This is a genomic window from Prodigiosinella confusarubida, assembly GCF_002847015.1.
GTDB classification, from domain to species: domain Bacteria; phylum Pseudomonadota; class Gammaproteobacteria; order Enterobacterales; family Enterobacteriaceae; genus Prodigiosinella; species Prodigiosinella aquatilis.
The window spans coordinates 1,591,184-1,605,117 of the sequence record NZ_CP025085.1 but is presented as its reverse complement, the minus strand read 5'-3'; the positions used below and the strand labels follow the sequence as shown (position 1 = coordinate 1,605,117).

The 13,934-nt window shown below is 50.1% G+C and carries 14 protein-coding genes; 1 reads left to right on the top strand and 13 read right to left on the bottom strand.

The genetic code is table 11. From position 1 onward, the window contains the following. Position 1: 1 nt before the first annotated feature. The 11 genes from ispF to cysJ all read right to left on the bottom strand — a co-directional run bounded on the left by ispF (position 2) and on the right by cysJ (position 11,264). A complete protein-coding gene (gene ispF / locus CWC46_RS07350) occupies positions 2-499 on the bottom strand; it encodes a 2-C-methyl-D-erythritol 2,4-cyclodiphosphate synthase (RefSeq protein WP_021017515.1) in 498 nt (165 codons plus the stop codon). Positions 500-513: 14 nt separating this feature from the next. Next, positions 514-1,230 (bottom strand): 2-C-methyl-D-erythritol 4-phosphate cytidylyltransferase, encoded by a 717-nt coding sequence (gene ispD, locus CWC46_RS07345; protein ID WP_021017516.1) that lies wholly within the window; start codon positions 1,228-1,230, stop codon positions 514-516. 2 nt (positions 1,231-1,232) lie between these two features. Further along, complete coding sequence (gene ftsB / locus CWC46_RS07340; protein WP_021017517.1) at positions 1,233-1,568, bottom strand: cell division protein FtsB; 336 nt, start codon at positions 1,566-1,568, stop codon at positions 1,233-1,235. Between the two features lie 221 nt (positions 1,569-1,789). Next, a complete protein-coding gene (locus CWC46_RS07335; RefSeq protein WP_037382533.1) occupies positions 1,790-2,125 on the bottom strand; it encodes a DUF3561 family protein in 336 nt (111 codons plus the stop codon). Between the two features lie 62 nt (positions 2,126-2,187). Next, positions 2,188-2,793 (bottom strand): adenylyl-sulfate kinase, encoded by a 606-nt coding sequence (cysC, locus tag CWC46_RS07330; protein WP_037382535.1) that lies wholly within the window; start codon positions 2,791-2,793, stop codon positions 2,188-2,190. A gap of 25 nt (positions 2,794-2,818) precedes the next feature. Further along, complete coding sequence (cysN, locus tag CWC46_RS07325) at positions 2,819-4,246, bottom strand: sulfate adenylyltransferase subunit CysN (protein WP_021017520.1); 1,428 nt, start codon at positions 4,244-4,246, stop codon at positions 2,819-2,821. 12 nt (positions 4,247-4,258) lie between these two features. Then, a complete protein-coding gene (gene cysD, locus CWC46_RS07320) occupies positions 4,259-5,167 on the bottom strand; it encodes a sulfate adenylyltransferase subunit CysD (RefSeq protein ID WP_021017521.1) in 909 nt (302 codons plus the stop codon). 9 nt (positions 5,168-5,176) lie between these two features. Next, positions 5,177-6,604, bottom strand: a complete 1,428-nt coding sequence (gene cysG, locus CWC46_RS07315) for a siroheme synthase CysG (protein WP_021017522.1) — start codon at positions 6,602-6,604, stop codon at positions 5,177-5,179. A 377-nt stretch (positions 6,605-6,981) separates the two neighbouring features. Continuing rightward, the gene (gene cysH / locus CWC46_RS07310) at positions 6,982-7,716 is read right to left on the bottom strand and encodes a phosphoadenosine phosphosulfate reductase (RefSeq protein ID WP_021017524.1); all 735 of its coding nucleotides are present in this window, start codon (positions 7,714-7,716) and stop codon (positions 6,982-6,984) included. A gap of 12 nt (positions 7,717-7,728) precedes the next feature. Continuing rightward, positions 7,729-9,444 (bottom strand): assimilatory sulfite reductase (NADPH) hemoprotein subunit, encoded by a 1,716-nt coding sequence (gene cysI / locus CWC46_RS07305; RefSeq protein WP_021017525.1) that lies wholly within the window; start codon positions 9,442-9,444, stop codon positions 7,729-7,731. Then, positions 9,444-11,264, bottom strand: a complete 1,821-nt coding sequence (gene cysJ / locus CWC46_RS07300) for an NADPH-dependent assimilatory sulfite reductase flavoprotein subunit (RefSeq protein ID WP_021017526.1) — start codon at positions 11,262-11,264, stop codon at positions 9,444-9,446. Before cysJ ends, cysI begins: the two co-directional genes overlap by 1 nt. A gap of 353 nt (positions 11,265-11,617) precedes the next feature. On the opposite strand from cysJ, the gene queD reads away from it, so the two are divergent. After that, positions 11,618-11,995 (top strand): 6-carboxytetrahydropterin synthase QueD, encoded by a 378-nt coding sequence (gene queD / locus CWC46_RS07295; protein WP_021017527.1) that lies wholly within the window; start codon positions 11,618-11,620, stop codon positions 11,993-11,995. 9 nt (positions 11,996-12,004) lie between these two features. On the opposite strand, the gene queE is transcribed toward queD, so the two are convergent. Together queE and bglB are read right to left on the bottom strand one after the other, a co-directional pair. Next, positions 12,005-12,676, bottom strand: coding sequence for a 7-carboxy-7-deazaguanine synthase QueE (gene queE, locus CWC46_RS07290; RefSeq protein ID WP_021017528.1), 672 nt, complete (start codon positions 12,674-12,676; stop codon positions 12,005-12,007). 114 nt (positions 12,677-12,790) lie between these two features. Next, positions 12,791-13,930 (bottom strand): beta-galactosidase BglB, encoded by a 1,140-nt coding sequence (gene bglB / locus CWC46_RS07285; protein ID WP_021017529.1) that lies wholly within the window; start codon positions 13,928-13,930, stop codon positions 12,791-12,793. Between the last annotated feature and the right edge of the window lie 4 nt (positions 13,931-13,934).

Here is a 13,934-nt window from a genome sequence, read left to right as displayed (position 1 = left end):
GTTACCATGCCACGACCCCGGCAGAATCATCTTTTAACAACAATACGACTGCTTCACAGGCAATGCCCTCGCCACGACCAGTAAATCCTAGTTGTTCAGTCGTGGTCGCTTTGACATTCACATCATCCATGTGGCATTGCAGATCTTCCGCCAGATTGACACGCATTTGTGGAATATGCGGAGCCATTTTAGGGGCCTGGGCAATGATGGTGACATCCAGATTTCCCATACAGTAACCTTTATCTCTGATACGTTGCCATGCATCACGTAGCAGTTCCCGACTGTCTATATTTTTATAAGCAAGGTCGGTGTCGGGAAAGAGTTTACCGATATCGCCCAGAGCAACCGCACCCAACAACGCGTCGGTGATGGCATGCAACACGACATCACCATCAGAATGGGCCAACAATCCCTGAGCATAAGGGATACGAACACCACCGATCACCAGTGGACCTTCGCCACCAAATTTATGGACATCGAAACCGTGACCGATACGCATCGCGCATTCTCCTTTTAGGTAATTTTTTGATTTTTAAAACTATTGGTCAGATAAAACTCAGCTAAGGCCAAATCCTCCAGACGTGTTATCTTGATATTATCCGATCTGCCACTGACAATCTGTGGATGATAACCGCAGTACTCCAACGCTGATGCTTCATCAGTGATGGATACGCCATCATTCAGTGCCCGCTGAAGGCAGGTTCTGAGCAAATCCAGAGGAAAAAGCTGCGGAGTTAAGGCATGCCAGAGATCATCTCGTTCTACTGTATGCTCAATCAACCCGTCTGAACTGCGCTTCATCGTATCACGAACAGGAGCAGCCAGAATGCCACCTATCTCACTCTGTTCTGTCAGCGCCAACAGATGATTCAGATCATCTCGATGCAGACATGGACGAGCTGCATCATGTACCAGTACCCATTCGGCCTGAGTCACATGCAGCAAACCCGCCAAGACGGAATCCGCACGCTGTTTGCCGCCAGTCACCACCGCGATCTGCGGATTATTTGCCAAAGGAAGAGAATAAAAATAGCCATCATCGGCACTGATGACTACGATCACCTGCCGAATACGAGGATGCTGTAGCAACGCGTCAATAGTATGTTCGAGGATGGTTTTGGAACCGATAGTCAAATACTGTTTCGGACGGTCACTTTTCATCCGGCTACCATTGCCAGCAGCCGGCAAGATAGCAACGACCTCATGCGGGGGAGCAATCAGAGTAGACATACCTAGCGTAATGTTGAGCTGGAGGATGGCGCAGGTAGCGCGGTAGTGGCAGTGTGACGGCCAGATTGATCAGGAACCAGACGATAGAAACTTTCACCAGGTTTAATCATTCCCAGCTCATTACGTGCACGCTCTTCGATGGCTTCCTGTCCACCATTAAGATCGTCGATTTCAGCAAACAACTGCTCGTTACGGGATTTTAGTTTGGCGTTATTCTCCTGTTGAACAGACACACTATCTTTCACCCGCACGTAATCATGGATACCATTTTTGCCCAGCCACAGTGAATACTGTAACCAGCCAAGTATTATTAACAATAACAGCGTAAGTTTTCCCATTCCGCCCCCTGAAAAGCCATCTAATCATCCCATAACTTTTATCCAGACTCCACAGTGCATCAACAATTGCTGAATACATGAGAGAGAAAAAAGCCGCTAAATAGCGAAGAAAGAGGGGAAAGGTGAATTTTTTACAAGACAACACAATTCAACAAAGAAGTGGAACAGAGGAGAATCGGGGGGAATAATCGCTGATAAAACGACTAACACAGCCTGAATGATCACCACCAGCCGGTAATTAATGCAAATACCAGCCAGAACAGCGATACCGTCGTGATCCCGCTGCACAAAATCATCATCGTGGTATTTTCCTGCCACAATATACTGTAAGCCACGCCAATCAACACCGATAACGGCATCAGAGCCAGGAAAAAAGGCCAAGTGTATAACATCAGAAACAAAGTAACATTCAGGCCGTAGACCAAAAAAGGAAGGACAAACGCCAGCCAATAGAAAGAGAAACCAGCGATAGCCCCCATAAACGGATAGGATACTTGAGTATCCTCATCCCGCCGATGGCTGGCTTCACTACCCAGTAATGGTGTGACATTCTGCATAATCTTTATCTTTCCCACGGTCTCCCTATCATCAAACGCCTGATGATATTTTCACAAGGAGATCAAGGGTTGATAATAGCTCGACCCTGCAACATATCTAACAATTGAGAGATCAAATGTGTTACCAATTGTTCTCCATCTAAATGCAATTCTGGCAGCTCAGGGGCCTCATAAACAGCGTCAATGCCAGTAAAATTACGCAACTCACCCGCACGGGCTTTCTTGTACAACCCTTTGGGATCGCGTGTTTCACAGATCGCCAGTGGCGTATCCACAAAAACTTCAATAAATGGCTGACCATCCAGCAAATCACGCACCATTTTCCGCTCAGCGCGGTGCGGTGATATAAACGCCGTTAACACAACCAGACCCGCGTCGACCATTAATTTAGATACTTCGCCTACTCGGCGGATATTCTCCCGCCGGTCATCATCACTGAAGCCTAAATCACGACATAGACCATGCCGGACATTATCGCCGTCCAACAGATAGGTACTGACGCCTTTTGCATGCAGCGCCTGCTCCAGCGCGCCAGCCAACGTAGATTTACCAGAACCGGAAAGTCCGGTAAACCACACCACGGCACCACGGTGTCCATGCCGGCGTTCTCGATCAGTTCGTGTAACCGCATGAGGATGCCAGACAATATTCTCGTCAGCAGACGCCATCACTCGGGGAGAATATTCAGACACGCTATTTCCCTCCCAACAGATCACGCGCACCCCAATGAGGAAAATGACGGCGGACTAACGCATTCAACTCCAGCTCAAACGCACTATGAGCATCAGGATCCTGATACGGCTGTTCAATCACTTCACGTACCAGGCCCGCACCCACCGTGACATTGGTTAAACGATCAATAAAAATCATGCCGCCGGTAACAGGATTCTGTTGGTAATTATCCAATACCAGCGGTTCATCAAAAGTCAGTTCAACCAGCCCAATACCATTCAATGGCAAAGCATCCGTCACACGCTGCGTCAGCGTATTGATTTCAACCTGATACTGGATATTTTCCACCCGGGCGCGAGTGTTCTTACCCGCAATCTTGATATTGTAACTTTGGCCCGGCACTAACGGTTGTTCCGCCATCCAGACCACATCCACCTGCGCACTTTGTACCGTATTCAGGTTTTCAGCACTGTCCACCAGCAGGTCTCCCCTACTGATATCAATTTCGTTTTCCAGTACCAATGTTATGGCTTCTCCCACTTGCGCCATCTGCAAGTCACCATCAAAGGTGACAATTCGGCTGATGGTGGACTCAACGCCAGAAGGTAACACCTTGATACGATTACCGACGCGGACGACTCCCGAAGCCACGGTTCCCGAGTAACCACGAAAATCCAGATTAGGGCGGTTGACATACTGCACAGGAAAACGCATCGGTTGTTCCAGACTACGTGGAATCACGTTGACCGTTTCCAGTACATCCAGCAAGGTCGGTCCAGTGTACCAATTCATCGTCTCACTGGGCGAAGCTACATTGTCACCATCCAGTGCAGAAATGGGCACAAAAGTAATATTCAGATCGGTAGGCAGTTGCTGGGCAAAATCCAGATAATCCTGTTTGAATTGTTCAAAAACGGCTTGCTGGTAATCCACCAAATCCATTTTATTCACCGCGACCACCAGATGGCGAATGCCCAGCAAGGTGGCAATAAAGCTATGCCGCCGAGTCTGATCCAACACGCCTTTACGGGCATCAATCAACAGAATGGCCAGCTCACAAGTAGAAGCTCCTGTCGCCATATTACGCGTGTACTGCTCATGGCCCGGCGTATCAGCAATAATAAATTTACGCTTCTCGGTAGAGAAATAGCGATAAGCCACATCAATGGTAATACCCTGCTCACGTTCTGCCTGCAGACCATCCACCAGTAATGCCAGATCCAGCTTTTCACCCTGGGTGCCAAGCCGCTTGCTGTCACTATGCAGTGTGGAGAGCTGATCTTCATAAATCTGACGGGTATCGTGCAACAAACGCCCGATAAGCGTACTTTTGCCATCGTCGACGCTGCCACAGGTCAGAAAACGCAGCAAACTTTTGTTCTGCTGTGCTTGGAGGTAAGCCTCGACACCGCCCTGTTCAGCGATCTGTTTTGCTATTACATGATTCATGCGACCGATTCCTCAGAAATACCCTTGACGCTTTTTCAGCTCCATTGACCCGGCCTGATCGCGGTCGATCACCCGTCCCTGACGCTCACTGGTAGTAGAGACCAACATCTCTTCAATGATTTCCGGCAATGTTTGTGCCTGCGACTCCACCGCCCCCGTCAACGGCCAACATCCCAGAGTACGGAAACGCACCATACGTTGCGTAATCACCTCACCCGGTTGCAGATTGATACGATCGTCATCCACCATCAGTAACATGCCATCACGCGACACAATTGGACGTGGAGCCGCCAGATAGAGCGGGACAATATCGATATTTTCCAGATAGATGTACTGCCAGATATCTAGCTCAGTCCAGTTAGACAGCGGGAACACACGGATACTTTCACCTTTATTAATCTGTCCGTTGTAGTTGTGCCACAGCTCCGGGCGCTGGTTTTTAGGATCCCAGCGGTGAAAACGATCACGAAACGAATAAATACGTTCCTTGGCACGCGATTTCTCTTCATCCCGGCGTGCGCCACCAAAGGCGGCATCAAAACCGTATTTATCCAGTGCCTGCTTTAACCCTTCGGTTTTCATAATATCGGTGTGTTTGGCACTGCCGTGTACAAAGGGGTTAATTCCCATAGCAACGCCCTGCGGATTGCGGTGTATCAGCAATTCACAGCCATAGGCTTTGGCCGTGCGATCACGGAATTCGTACATGGCGCGGAATTTCCAACCAGTATCCACGTGCAGTAATGGAAACGGCAGTGTTCCCGGATAAAATGCCTTACGCGCCAGATGGAGCATGACTGATGAATCCTTGCCGATCGAATAGAGCATTACCGGGTTACCAAATTCAGCCGCCACTTCACGGATGATGTGGATGCTTTCTGCTTCTAACTGCCGTAAATGCGTGAGTCTTTTTTCGTCCATAATCGTACCTTAAGACAAATTCACGACGACCGGACGGTGTTCAACCGTAGCCATCTGCGTTTGTGTATGTTCACCAAACCAGGCGATATGCTGGTGTAAATTGACCACTTCGCCGATCACCAGCAAAGCTGGCGTCGGGGCTTGCTGCGCCAGTTGTTCCAATGTTTGCAATGTGCCGATCAGCACCTGCTGATCACGTCGTGTACCACGACTAATCACCGCCACGGGCGTTGTCGCCTCACGTCCGTGAGTAATCAACTGATGGCTGATCTCCGCCGCCTTGACCGTTCCCATATAGATCGCCAAAGTCTGACGCCCACCAGCTAGTGCAGACCAGTCCAAAACATCACCATCAGGACGACAATGACCGGTGATGAACACGACGCTCTGGGCATAATCCCGATGCGTCAGCGGAATACCGGCATACGCTGTTGCTCCCGCTGCCGCCGTAATTCCCGGCACCACCTGAAATGGAATTCCTGCCTGTGCAACATGTTGCAACTCTTCGCCACCACGGCCAAACATGAACGGATCGCCGCCTTTCAGACGCACGACGCGTTTCCCCTGCTGTGCCAACGTGACGAGCAGTTGATTAATCTCTTCCTGAGGTAGCAGATGCGCACTAGCACGCTTACCGACACAGATGCGTTCCGCATCCCGGCGTATCAGTTCCAATACATCCGAACTGACCAGATGGTCATACAGCACGGCATCAGCCTGCTGGATCAATTGTAAACCGCGGAGTGTGAGTAACCCCGCATCCCCCGGACCGGCACCAACCAACGCTACTTCGCCCTGTACTGACTGAGGCTGTTCGAGCTGCTGCTGTAGCTCCTGCTCTGCCTGCGCCAATTGTCCGGTAGCGATTAAACTGGCAAAGCGTCCGTTGAAAATACGCTCCCAGAAACGCCGGCGCTCTGTTATCGATTGCAAACGCTGTTTGATTCGGGTACGCCAACTACCCGCCAATTGAGCCATTTGCCCCAAGCTGGAGGGTAATAACGCTTCCAATTTTTCGCGCAACATCCGTGCCAGCACCGGTGCTTGTCCACCAGAAGAGATCGCTACCAGCAAAGGAGAACGGTCGACCAACGAAGGGAAAATAAACGAGCATTTTGGCTGATCATCCACCACGTTAACCAACAACTGATGCCGATTGGCGGCATCAAATACTACCGCGTTCAATTCAGTATCATCAGTCGCCGCGATGACCAGAAAAACACCGTCTAACTGCAATGGCGTAAACTCCTGGGCAATCCAAGCGATCTTTCCCGTCTGCTGCTGCATACTGAGTGGCTCACACAATGCCTTAGCCACCACTTTCACTTCAGCGCCAGCACGGTGAAGCAGTTCAATTTTACGCGTTGCCACTTCGCCGCCACCGACGACAAGTACGGGGCGATGCCGGAGATCAGCGAATAAAGGGAGATAGTTCACAGAGGCCTTTACTAAGCTAAAAAAATCATAAAGTGACTATAAAGTGTATGGGGAAGGGTTATGAAATGCCGAATTAGAATGATAAGTTCCGTAATGGAATAACGAGTTATTAAAAACAGAACAAAAAGCTTAATAACTGTTTATATTAACCCTTAATTACACTGCATTTATTGTTGAACAGTATAGCATTTTTCTGATTCAACATTTTTCACGCTTACATCAAAAACAGTGTGCGTTTATTTACATCAAAATAGATCTCCGCTTTCACGGAGATCACAGAAACAGCAAGCATCACCACGCAAAAGTGATTACTACAACAAAAAGAGTAACCGTCAAAAGCACATTTACTGACAACAGTAGTAAAGCCGAGATAGCGTTCAGCCTTCGTGCAGCCCGCACTCTCGCTTAAGGCCGAAGAAACGGGTTTCCTCTTCACTCATACCAGGCTCCCATTTACGAGTAGTATGTGTATCGCCTACCGACAAATAGCCTTGATCCCACAGCGGATGATAGCTCAGGTCGTTTTCTTTCAGATACTGATAAACTTGCCGATTATCCCAGTCAATAATCGGCAAGAGCTTGAACACACCACGCTGCACCGCCAATACCGGTAAATGACCACGGCTGCCAGACTGCTCACGACGCAACCCGGCAAACCAGCTCTGCGCCTGTAGTTCCTTAAGGGCACGATTCATCGGTTCAACCTTGTTGATGTGATTATACTGCTCAATACCTTTCACACCCTGCTCCCACAGCTTGCCATAGCGAGCTTCCTGCCAGGCTGGAGAGAATTCCGCACGGTAGACATGCAGATTCAGATTAAGCCGCTCCGTCAGGTTATCGATAAACTGATAGGTTTCCGGAAACAGGTACCCGGTATCCGTCAGGATAACCGGGATATCGGGACGCTGCTGAGTCACCAGATGCAGACACACTGCCGCCTGAATGCCAAAACTGGAGGAGAGCACAAAATTACCTGGCAGATTTTCCAGTGCCCAGGCTACCCGCTCCTGTGCCGATAGTAATTCAAGTTGGCCGTTTATCACCACCAGCGCGGCAGACTGTTCTGAATGTGGCAAAACGTTAAGCGCCGCCAGATCAAACGTAGACATCAGGATCTCCTGTCAGTCATAAAAATCACGGGCTGGGTCCAGCACCGGTTTAATAATGTTGGCGCGGATCGTGAAATCGCCGAAGCCTTCCCCGTCATGACGCTCTTTGGCCCAACGGCCAACCAATTGATCAATATCACTGAGGATTTCCGCTTCGGTAATATTCTCCCGATACATACGTGGAATTCGCGTACCTTCCCGATTCCCACCAATATGCAGGTTATAACGGCCAATCGCTTTACCCACCAGCCCGATTTCCGCCAGTAAGGAACGACCACAGCCATTGGGGCAGCCAGTTACCCGCAAAACGATATGTTCATCAGCCACACCGTGTTGCTGCATCACCGCTTCCACTTTAGTGACAAACTCCGGAAGAAAACGTTCAGCTTCTGCCATCGCCAGCGGACAGGTTGGCAGCGACACGCACGCCATTGAATTCTTACGCTGCTCACTGATCGCATCATCCATCAGCCCATATTGCCGGGCTAATGTTTCAATGCTGGCCTTATCCCGTGACAATACACCGGCCACAATCAGATTCTGATTGGCTGTCAGACGAAAATCTCCCTTATGAATTTTGGCAATCTCGGCGATACCGGTTTTCAGCGGACGTCCCGGATAATCCAGGATGCGGCCATTCTCAATAAACAGTGTTAAATGCCATTTATTGTCAATACCTTTTGCCCAGCCGATACGATCACCACGCCCGGTGAATTCATACGGACGTACCGTTCCGAACGTTACACCCGACCGACGCTCTACTTCTTGTTTGAAAATATCTACGCCAACCCGCTCCAGAGTGTATTTGGTTTTGGCGTTTTTACGATTGGTGCGATTGCCCCAGTCACGTTGAGTGGTTACCACAGCTTCAGCCACCGCCAACGTCTGCTCCACTGGGATGTAACCCAGTTCGCTGGCGGTACGCGGATAGGTCGCTTTATCACCGTGAGCGATGGATAATCCCCCGCCCACCAGTACGTTAAAGCCCACCAGGCGACCATTGTCGGCAATAGCAACGAAGTTCAGGTCGTTAGCATGCAGATCTACATCATTCTGTGGTGGAATGACTACCGTGGTTTTAAATTTACGCGGCAAATAAGCCGGACCGAGAATCGGTTCTTCGTCCGTAGTGGCTACTTTTTCCTGATCGAGCCAAATTTCAGCATAGGCGCGAGTACGGGGTAACAGATGCTCTGAGATCTTTTTCGCCCATTCATAAGCCTGCTGGTGCAGTTCAGACTCTACCGGATTAGAGGTACACAATACGTTACGGTTAACATCATTGGCGGTAGCCAGTGAATCCAGCCCCACATCGTGTAATACCTGGTGAGCCGATTTCAACTTCGATTTCAGAATACCGTGAAACTGAAACGTCTGCCGGTTAGTGATACGAATACTGCCGTACAGCGTCTCTTCCGCAGCAAATTTATCAATGCCCAGCCACTGATCAGGCGTCATTACCCCACCGGGTAGACGGCAACGCAGCATCATGGCATGCCGTGGTTCCAGTTTCTGTTCAGCCCGCTCGGCGCGGATATCACGGTCATCCTGCTGATACATACCATGAAAACGGATCAGCAAAAAATTATCGCCGTTGAAACCGCCAGTCAGGCCGTCGTTCAAATCTTCAGCTATGGTGCCGCGCAGAAAATTACTTTCCAGCTTCAGACGTTCGGCATCAGCCAGTTTACCTTCTACCACCAGAGGGCCAGGATGTTTATCGCTCATTAGTACACATCTCGCTGATAACGCCGCTCAAGGCGCAGTTCACTTAAAAATTCATCTGCCAGCTCGGTATCCATGCCACCGTGTGCCGCCACCACATCCAATAATGCCCTTTCGACATCTTTCGCCATATGATTAGCATCGCCACAAACGTAAATATGTGCACCATCCTGAATCCAGCGCCACACTTCAGCGCCTTTTTCGCGGATCCGGTCCTGCACATAGATCTTGTGCGGCTGATCGCGTGACCAGGCTAGATCGACATCGGTCAGCAAGCCATCTTTCACATAGCGTTGCCACTCCACCTGATACAGGAAATCTTCGGTAAAGTGCGGGTTACCAAAAAACAGCCAGTTTTTACCCTCGGCACCCGCGGCTTCCCGTTGTTGCATAAAGGCTCGAAACGGTGCAATTCCGGTTCCGGGGCCGATCATGATAACGGGTGCCTCCGGATTGGTTGGCAGACGGAAATTGTCATTGTGCTCAATGAAAACACGAATTTCGTCATCTTCACCGAGCCGATCTGCCAGATAACCAGAAGCGCCACCGATGCGGTTACGCCCTTCATAATCATAACGAACTACCCCAACGGTGATATGTGCTTCATTGCCGACCTCTTCCTGTGAAGAAGCGATGGAGTACAGGCGTGGCGTTAATGGACGCAGTAACGCTATTAACTGCTCTGCCGTTAATTCTGTCGGGGCTTCGCGTACCATATCAACCAGAGGCGTCTGCTGTGCGTACCGTTGTAGCACGGCCTTTTCCGCCACCAGCCCCAGCAGTTTTTCACTGCGTGACCAGGCGGCATATTTTTCCACAATCGGTGCCGTGTTCTGGGTCAATTCAAAATGACAACGCAACGCTTGCGATAACGGCACGGTTTCCCCCGCCGCCACCACGGGTTCGTCACCCTTCAACCACAGTAAATCCAATAATTCCTGCACCAGCGCCGGATCATTTTCATACCAGACACCGAGGGCATCACCAGGCTGATAACGCAACCCGGATTCCCCCAAATCGATTTCGATATGGCGGATATCCTTTTCAGAAGCGCGCCCAGTAATGACTTGATTCACCGACAAAGAGGCCACCAGCGGTGCCTCCTTGGTATATGGGCTGCTGACAATAGTGTTAGCCGTTGAACTGACTGCCGTCGGCGCGGTTGCCCTGCTCTGAGCCGACAATCGAGGCTGAATCGTGTCCACCAACTGGCGACGCCACTGCTCCGCCTGCGGCTGATATTCCATATCCGCATCAACACGCTCCAACAAACGCTCGGCACCCAGTTCCGCCAAACGGCGGTCGAAATCTTTGCCAGCCTTGCTGAAAAATTCATAAGACGTATCGCCCAGACCGAATACTGCAAACGCCGTACCGGTAAGTTGGGGAGCCTTTTTCGAAAACAAAAATTTATACAACCCTACCGCCTCTTCCGGCGGTTCGCCTTCACCCTGGGTAGACGTTACCAGCAGCAGCAGCGTTTCCTGCGCAATCTGTTTGAATTTGTAATCACCAGCATTGACCAGCGTCACCGGCAGGTTGGCGGCCAATAAATCATCGCGCACCTGCTCGGCCACGCGTCGGGCATTACCTGTCTGAGAAGCTGAAATCAGCGTGATTATCTGTGGTGGCGCGGAAGCAACAGTCACACTGTTCGTGATATCCGTTGTTGTCACTCCGGATTGATGCTGCGCTATCCCCCAAAAATAACCGGACAACCAGGACAGTTGCATCGGTGATAAATCACCAGTTGCCGCCTGCAAGCGCGAAAGTTGCTCCGTACTCAACGGGAGCAACGAAGTCGGGGAAACCGAAGTTGTCATCGTGATATCTGTATCCTTGTTCTGGTCGGCCGGCACTCATGCAGATTGAGCGCGATAAAAATCGAATAGGGTATAAGGTAACCATCCGCATGGTAACAATTAAAGAAATGATGGACATATCAAATAACCAAAACGACTAAATGGTTTTTTTGATAGAAACTACCATCAAAAGTGGTATGGCGCATTCATAGCAAAATATCTCATTCATACTTTAGCTACAGAAAATATGCCTCTATGTTCACAATTAAGCAGTGAAAATCACTATTCATGCTTACTTACTGGTGAGAAATAGCACAACAGACAACTTTCCGGTAGTATGCGTCGGTTTTTCAGGCCATAAGAGATTTACCGCCATGCCAACCACACTGTTCAAAGATTTTCAGTTTGAAGCTGCACATCGTCTTCCCCATGTTCCTGCCGGACACAAATGCGGCCGCCTGCATGGACACTCATTTATAGTCCGACTGGAAATTACTGGCGAAGTCGGCGCGTATACCGGCTGGGTAATGGATTTCGCCGAACTGAAAGCAGCGTTTAAACCAGTCTGGGAACAGTTGGATCACCACTATCTGAATGAGATTCCCGGTCTGGAAAACCCGACCAGTGAAGTATTGGCCCAATGGATCTGGCAGCAGATAAAACCATCACTGCCGGAACTGAGTGCAGTCATGGTTAAAGAAACCTGCACTGCGGGCTGTATCTATCGGGGTGAAGGCATCAATAACGCCTGAATCCGGGCATCAGGCAATATCGAGATATTTGTGGGTCTGCATCGATAACCGCCAGTTGCGGGCAATACAGGTTTCAATGCACAGCCGGGTAGCATCCTCTTTCCGACTAATAGGCTGCAAGGCGACAATACGGGATTTATCGTCAGTCAGGCGGGCCAGCAGTATATCCAGTGCGGCGATATCCCGCTCCCGCGCGACTGGGTGTTTGATTTCATCGGCACGCAGCAACGCCTGATCGATAACCACCATACCACCGCGCATATTCACTTTCGGCGAGACGGTGACCCAACATTTCGGCGAACAGCGCACTTCGTGTGTGCCGCTGGTTTCAATCTGTGTGCTGAATCCCTGCCGCTCCAACGCTTGTGTCAGCGGTGTCAGATCGTGGATACAGGGTTCTCCGCCGGTAATCACCACATGCCGAGCGGTATAGCCCAGTTTACTGATCTGTAGCAGGATATCATCCACGCTGGCTTCGCCCCAGGCGTCACTCTCCTGGGTTTTTACCAATACTTCGTCCAGCGGAATCTGTCGAACCGCCAACATATCCCAGGTATGTTTGGTATCACACCAACTGCACCCCACCGGGCAGCCCTGTAGGCGGATGAACACCGCCGGCACGCCAGTAAAGTAACCTTCACCCTGCAGGGTCTGGAACATTTCGTTAATCGGGTACAGCATCGTGTTTCATCATTCCTTCTGGCTAAATCCGCATTATCACCGATAGCGGGTAACAATCATAAAAAAAAGGGCTTCCAACCACGAAAGCCCGTACAGGATAAGCCATGAGCCCAATTATAAATACACACGCAAATATTCAGACAGACACAAAATCGCCATCGCCTGGCCATATGGCATGGAAGTCAGCGGAATCTGGCGGTAATAGTCCAGGTCCTTGCCCATCGCGGTGCCGAAAGACACCTGTAGCAGCTCACCGTCACTATTTATATTGTTCACCACACCACGAATCGCCTTTTCAGCCACGACAGAGTAGCGTTTATCAATGTAACGCTTACGTACCGCCTTCAGAATACCGTAGGCAAACCCGGCGGTAGCGGAGCTCTCCAGATAGGAATTCGGGTCATCCAACAAGGTGTGCCACAGGCCGCTGTCATCCTGATATTTCTCCAGCGCCTCAACCTGGTTTTCCAGTACCTGAATCAGAAAACGACGGGTTGCATTGTGTGCTGGCAGATCAAGCAGCTCGATAAATTCCGGGATGACAATCGTCAGCCAACTGTTACCACGTGCCCAGCGCGCCTCGGCAAAATTGTGACTATCCGCGAATGTCCAGCCGTGGAACCATAACCCGCTCTGGCGATCCATCAAATACTGCACATGCAATAGGAACTGATAAGTCGCTTCCTCAACGAATTCAGGGCGGTTAAGCAATTTACCGATTTTGGCCAGCGGCAACACACTCATCATCAGCGTATCGTCCCACAGTTGATCGGTATTTTCACTGTTATACACGATATGTTGCAGGCCGTTTTTATGGGTGCGCGGCATGTCGTACATCACCCACTCAGCCCAACGCTCAAGGTAAGGTAGCCAACGGCTGTCACCGGTTTCTTCATAGCGATAGGCCAACGTCAGAAACGGGCAAACGGTATTGACGTTCTTGGTCGGCGTGCCTTCCTTCAAACGAGCGGTAAACCAGTCATCAATGATGGTCCGCATCTGTTCATCACCAGTCTGGCGGTAATATTGATAAATACCATACAACCCGATGCCATGCGTCCATTCCCAGCCAGCCCAGCCTTTGGTATCAATGACACGCCCATCATCCAGTCGTAGCAAAAACTCCCCGGTTTTGTCCTCGATATTGATCAGATTATTGGTAATACGACAAATCAGCGCTTTCAGACCATCACGTGAAATAAAGTATGCAGGCTGGCACAGTAGCGGACTGTGTTTTACAGGAAAGACGTTCATAGCG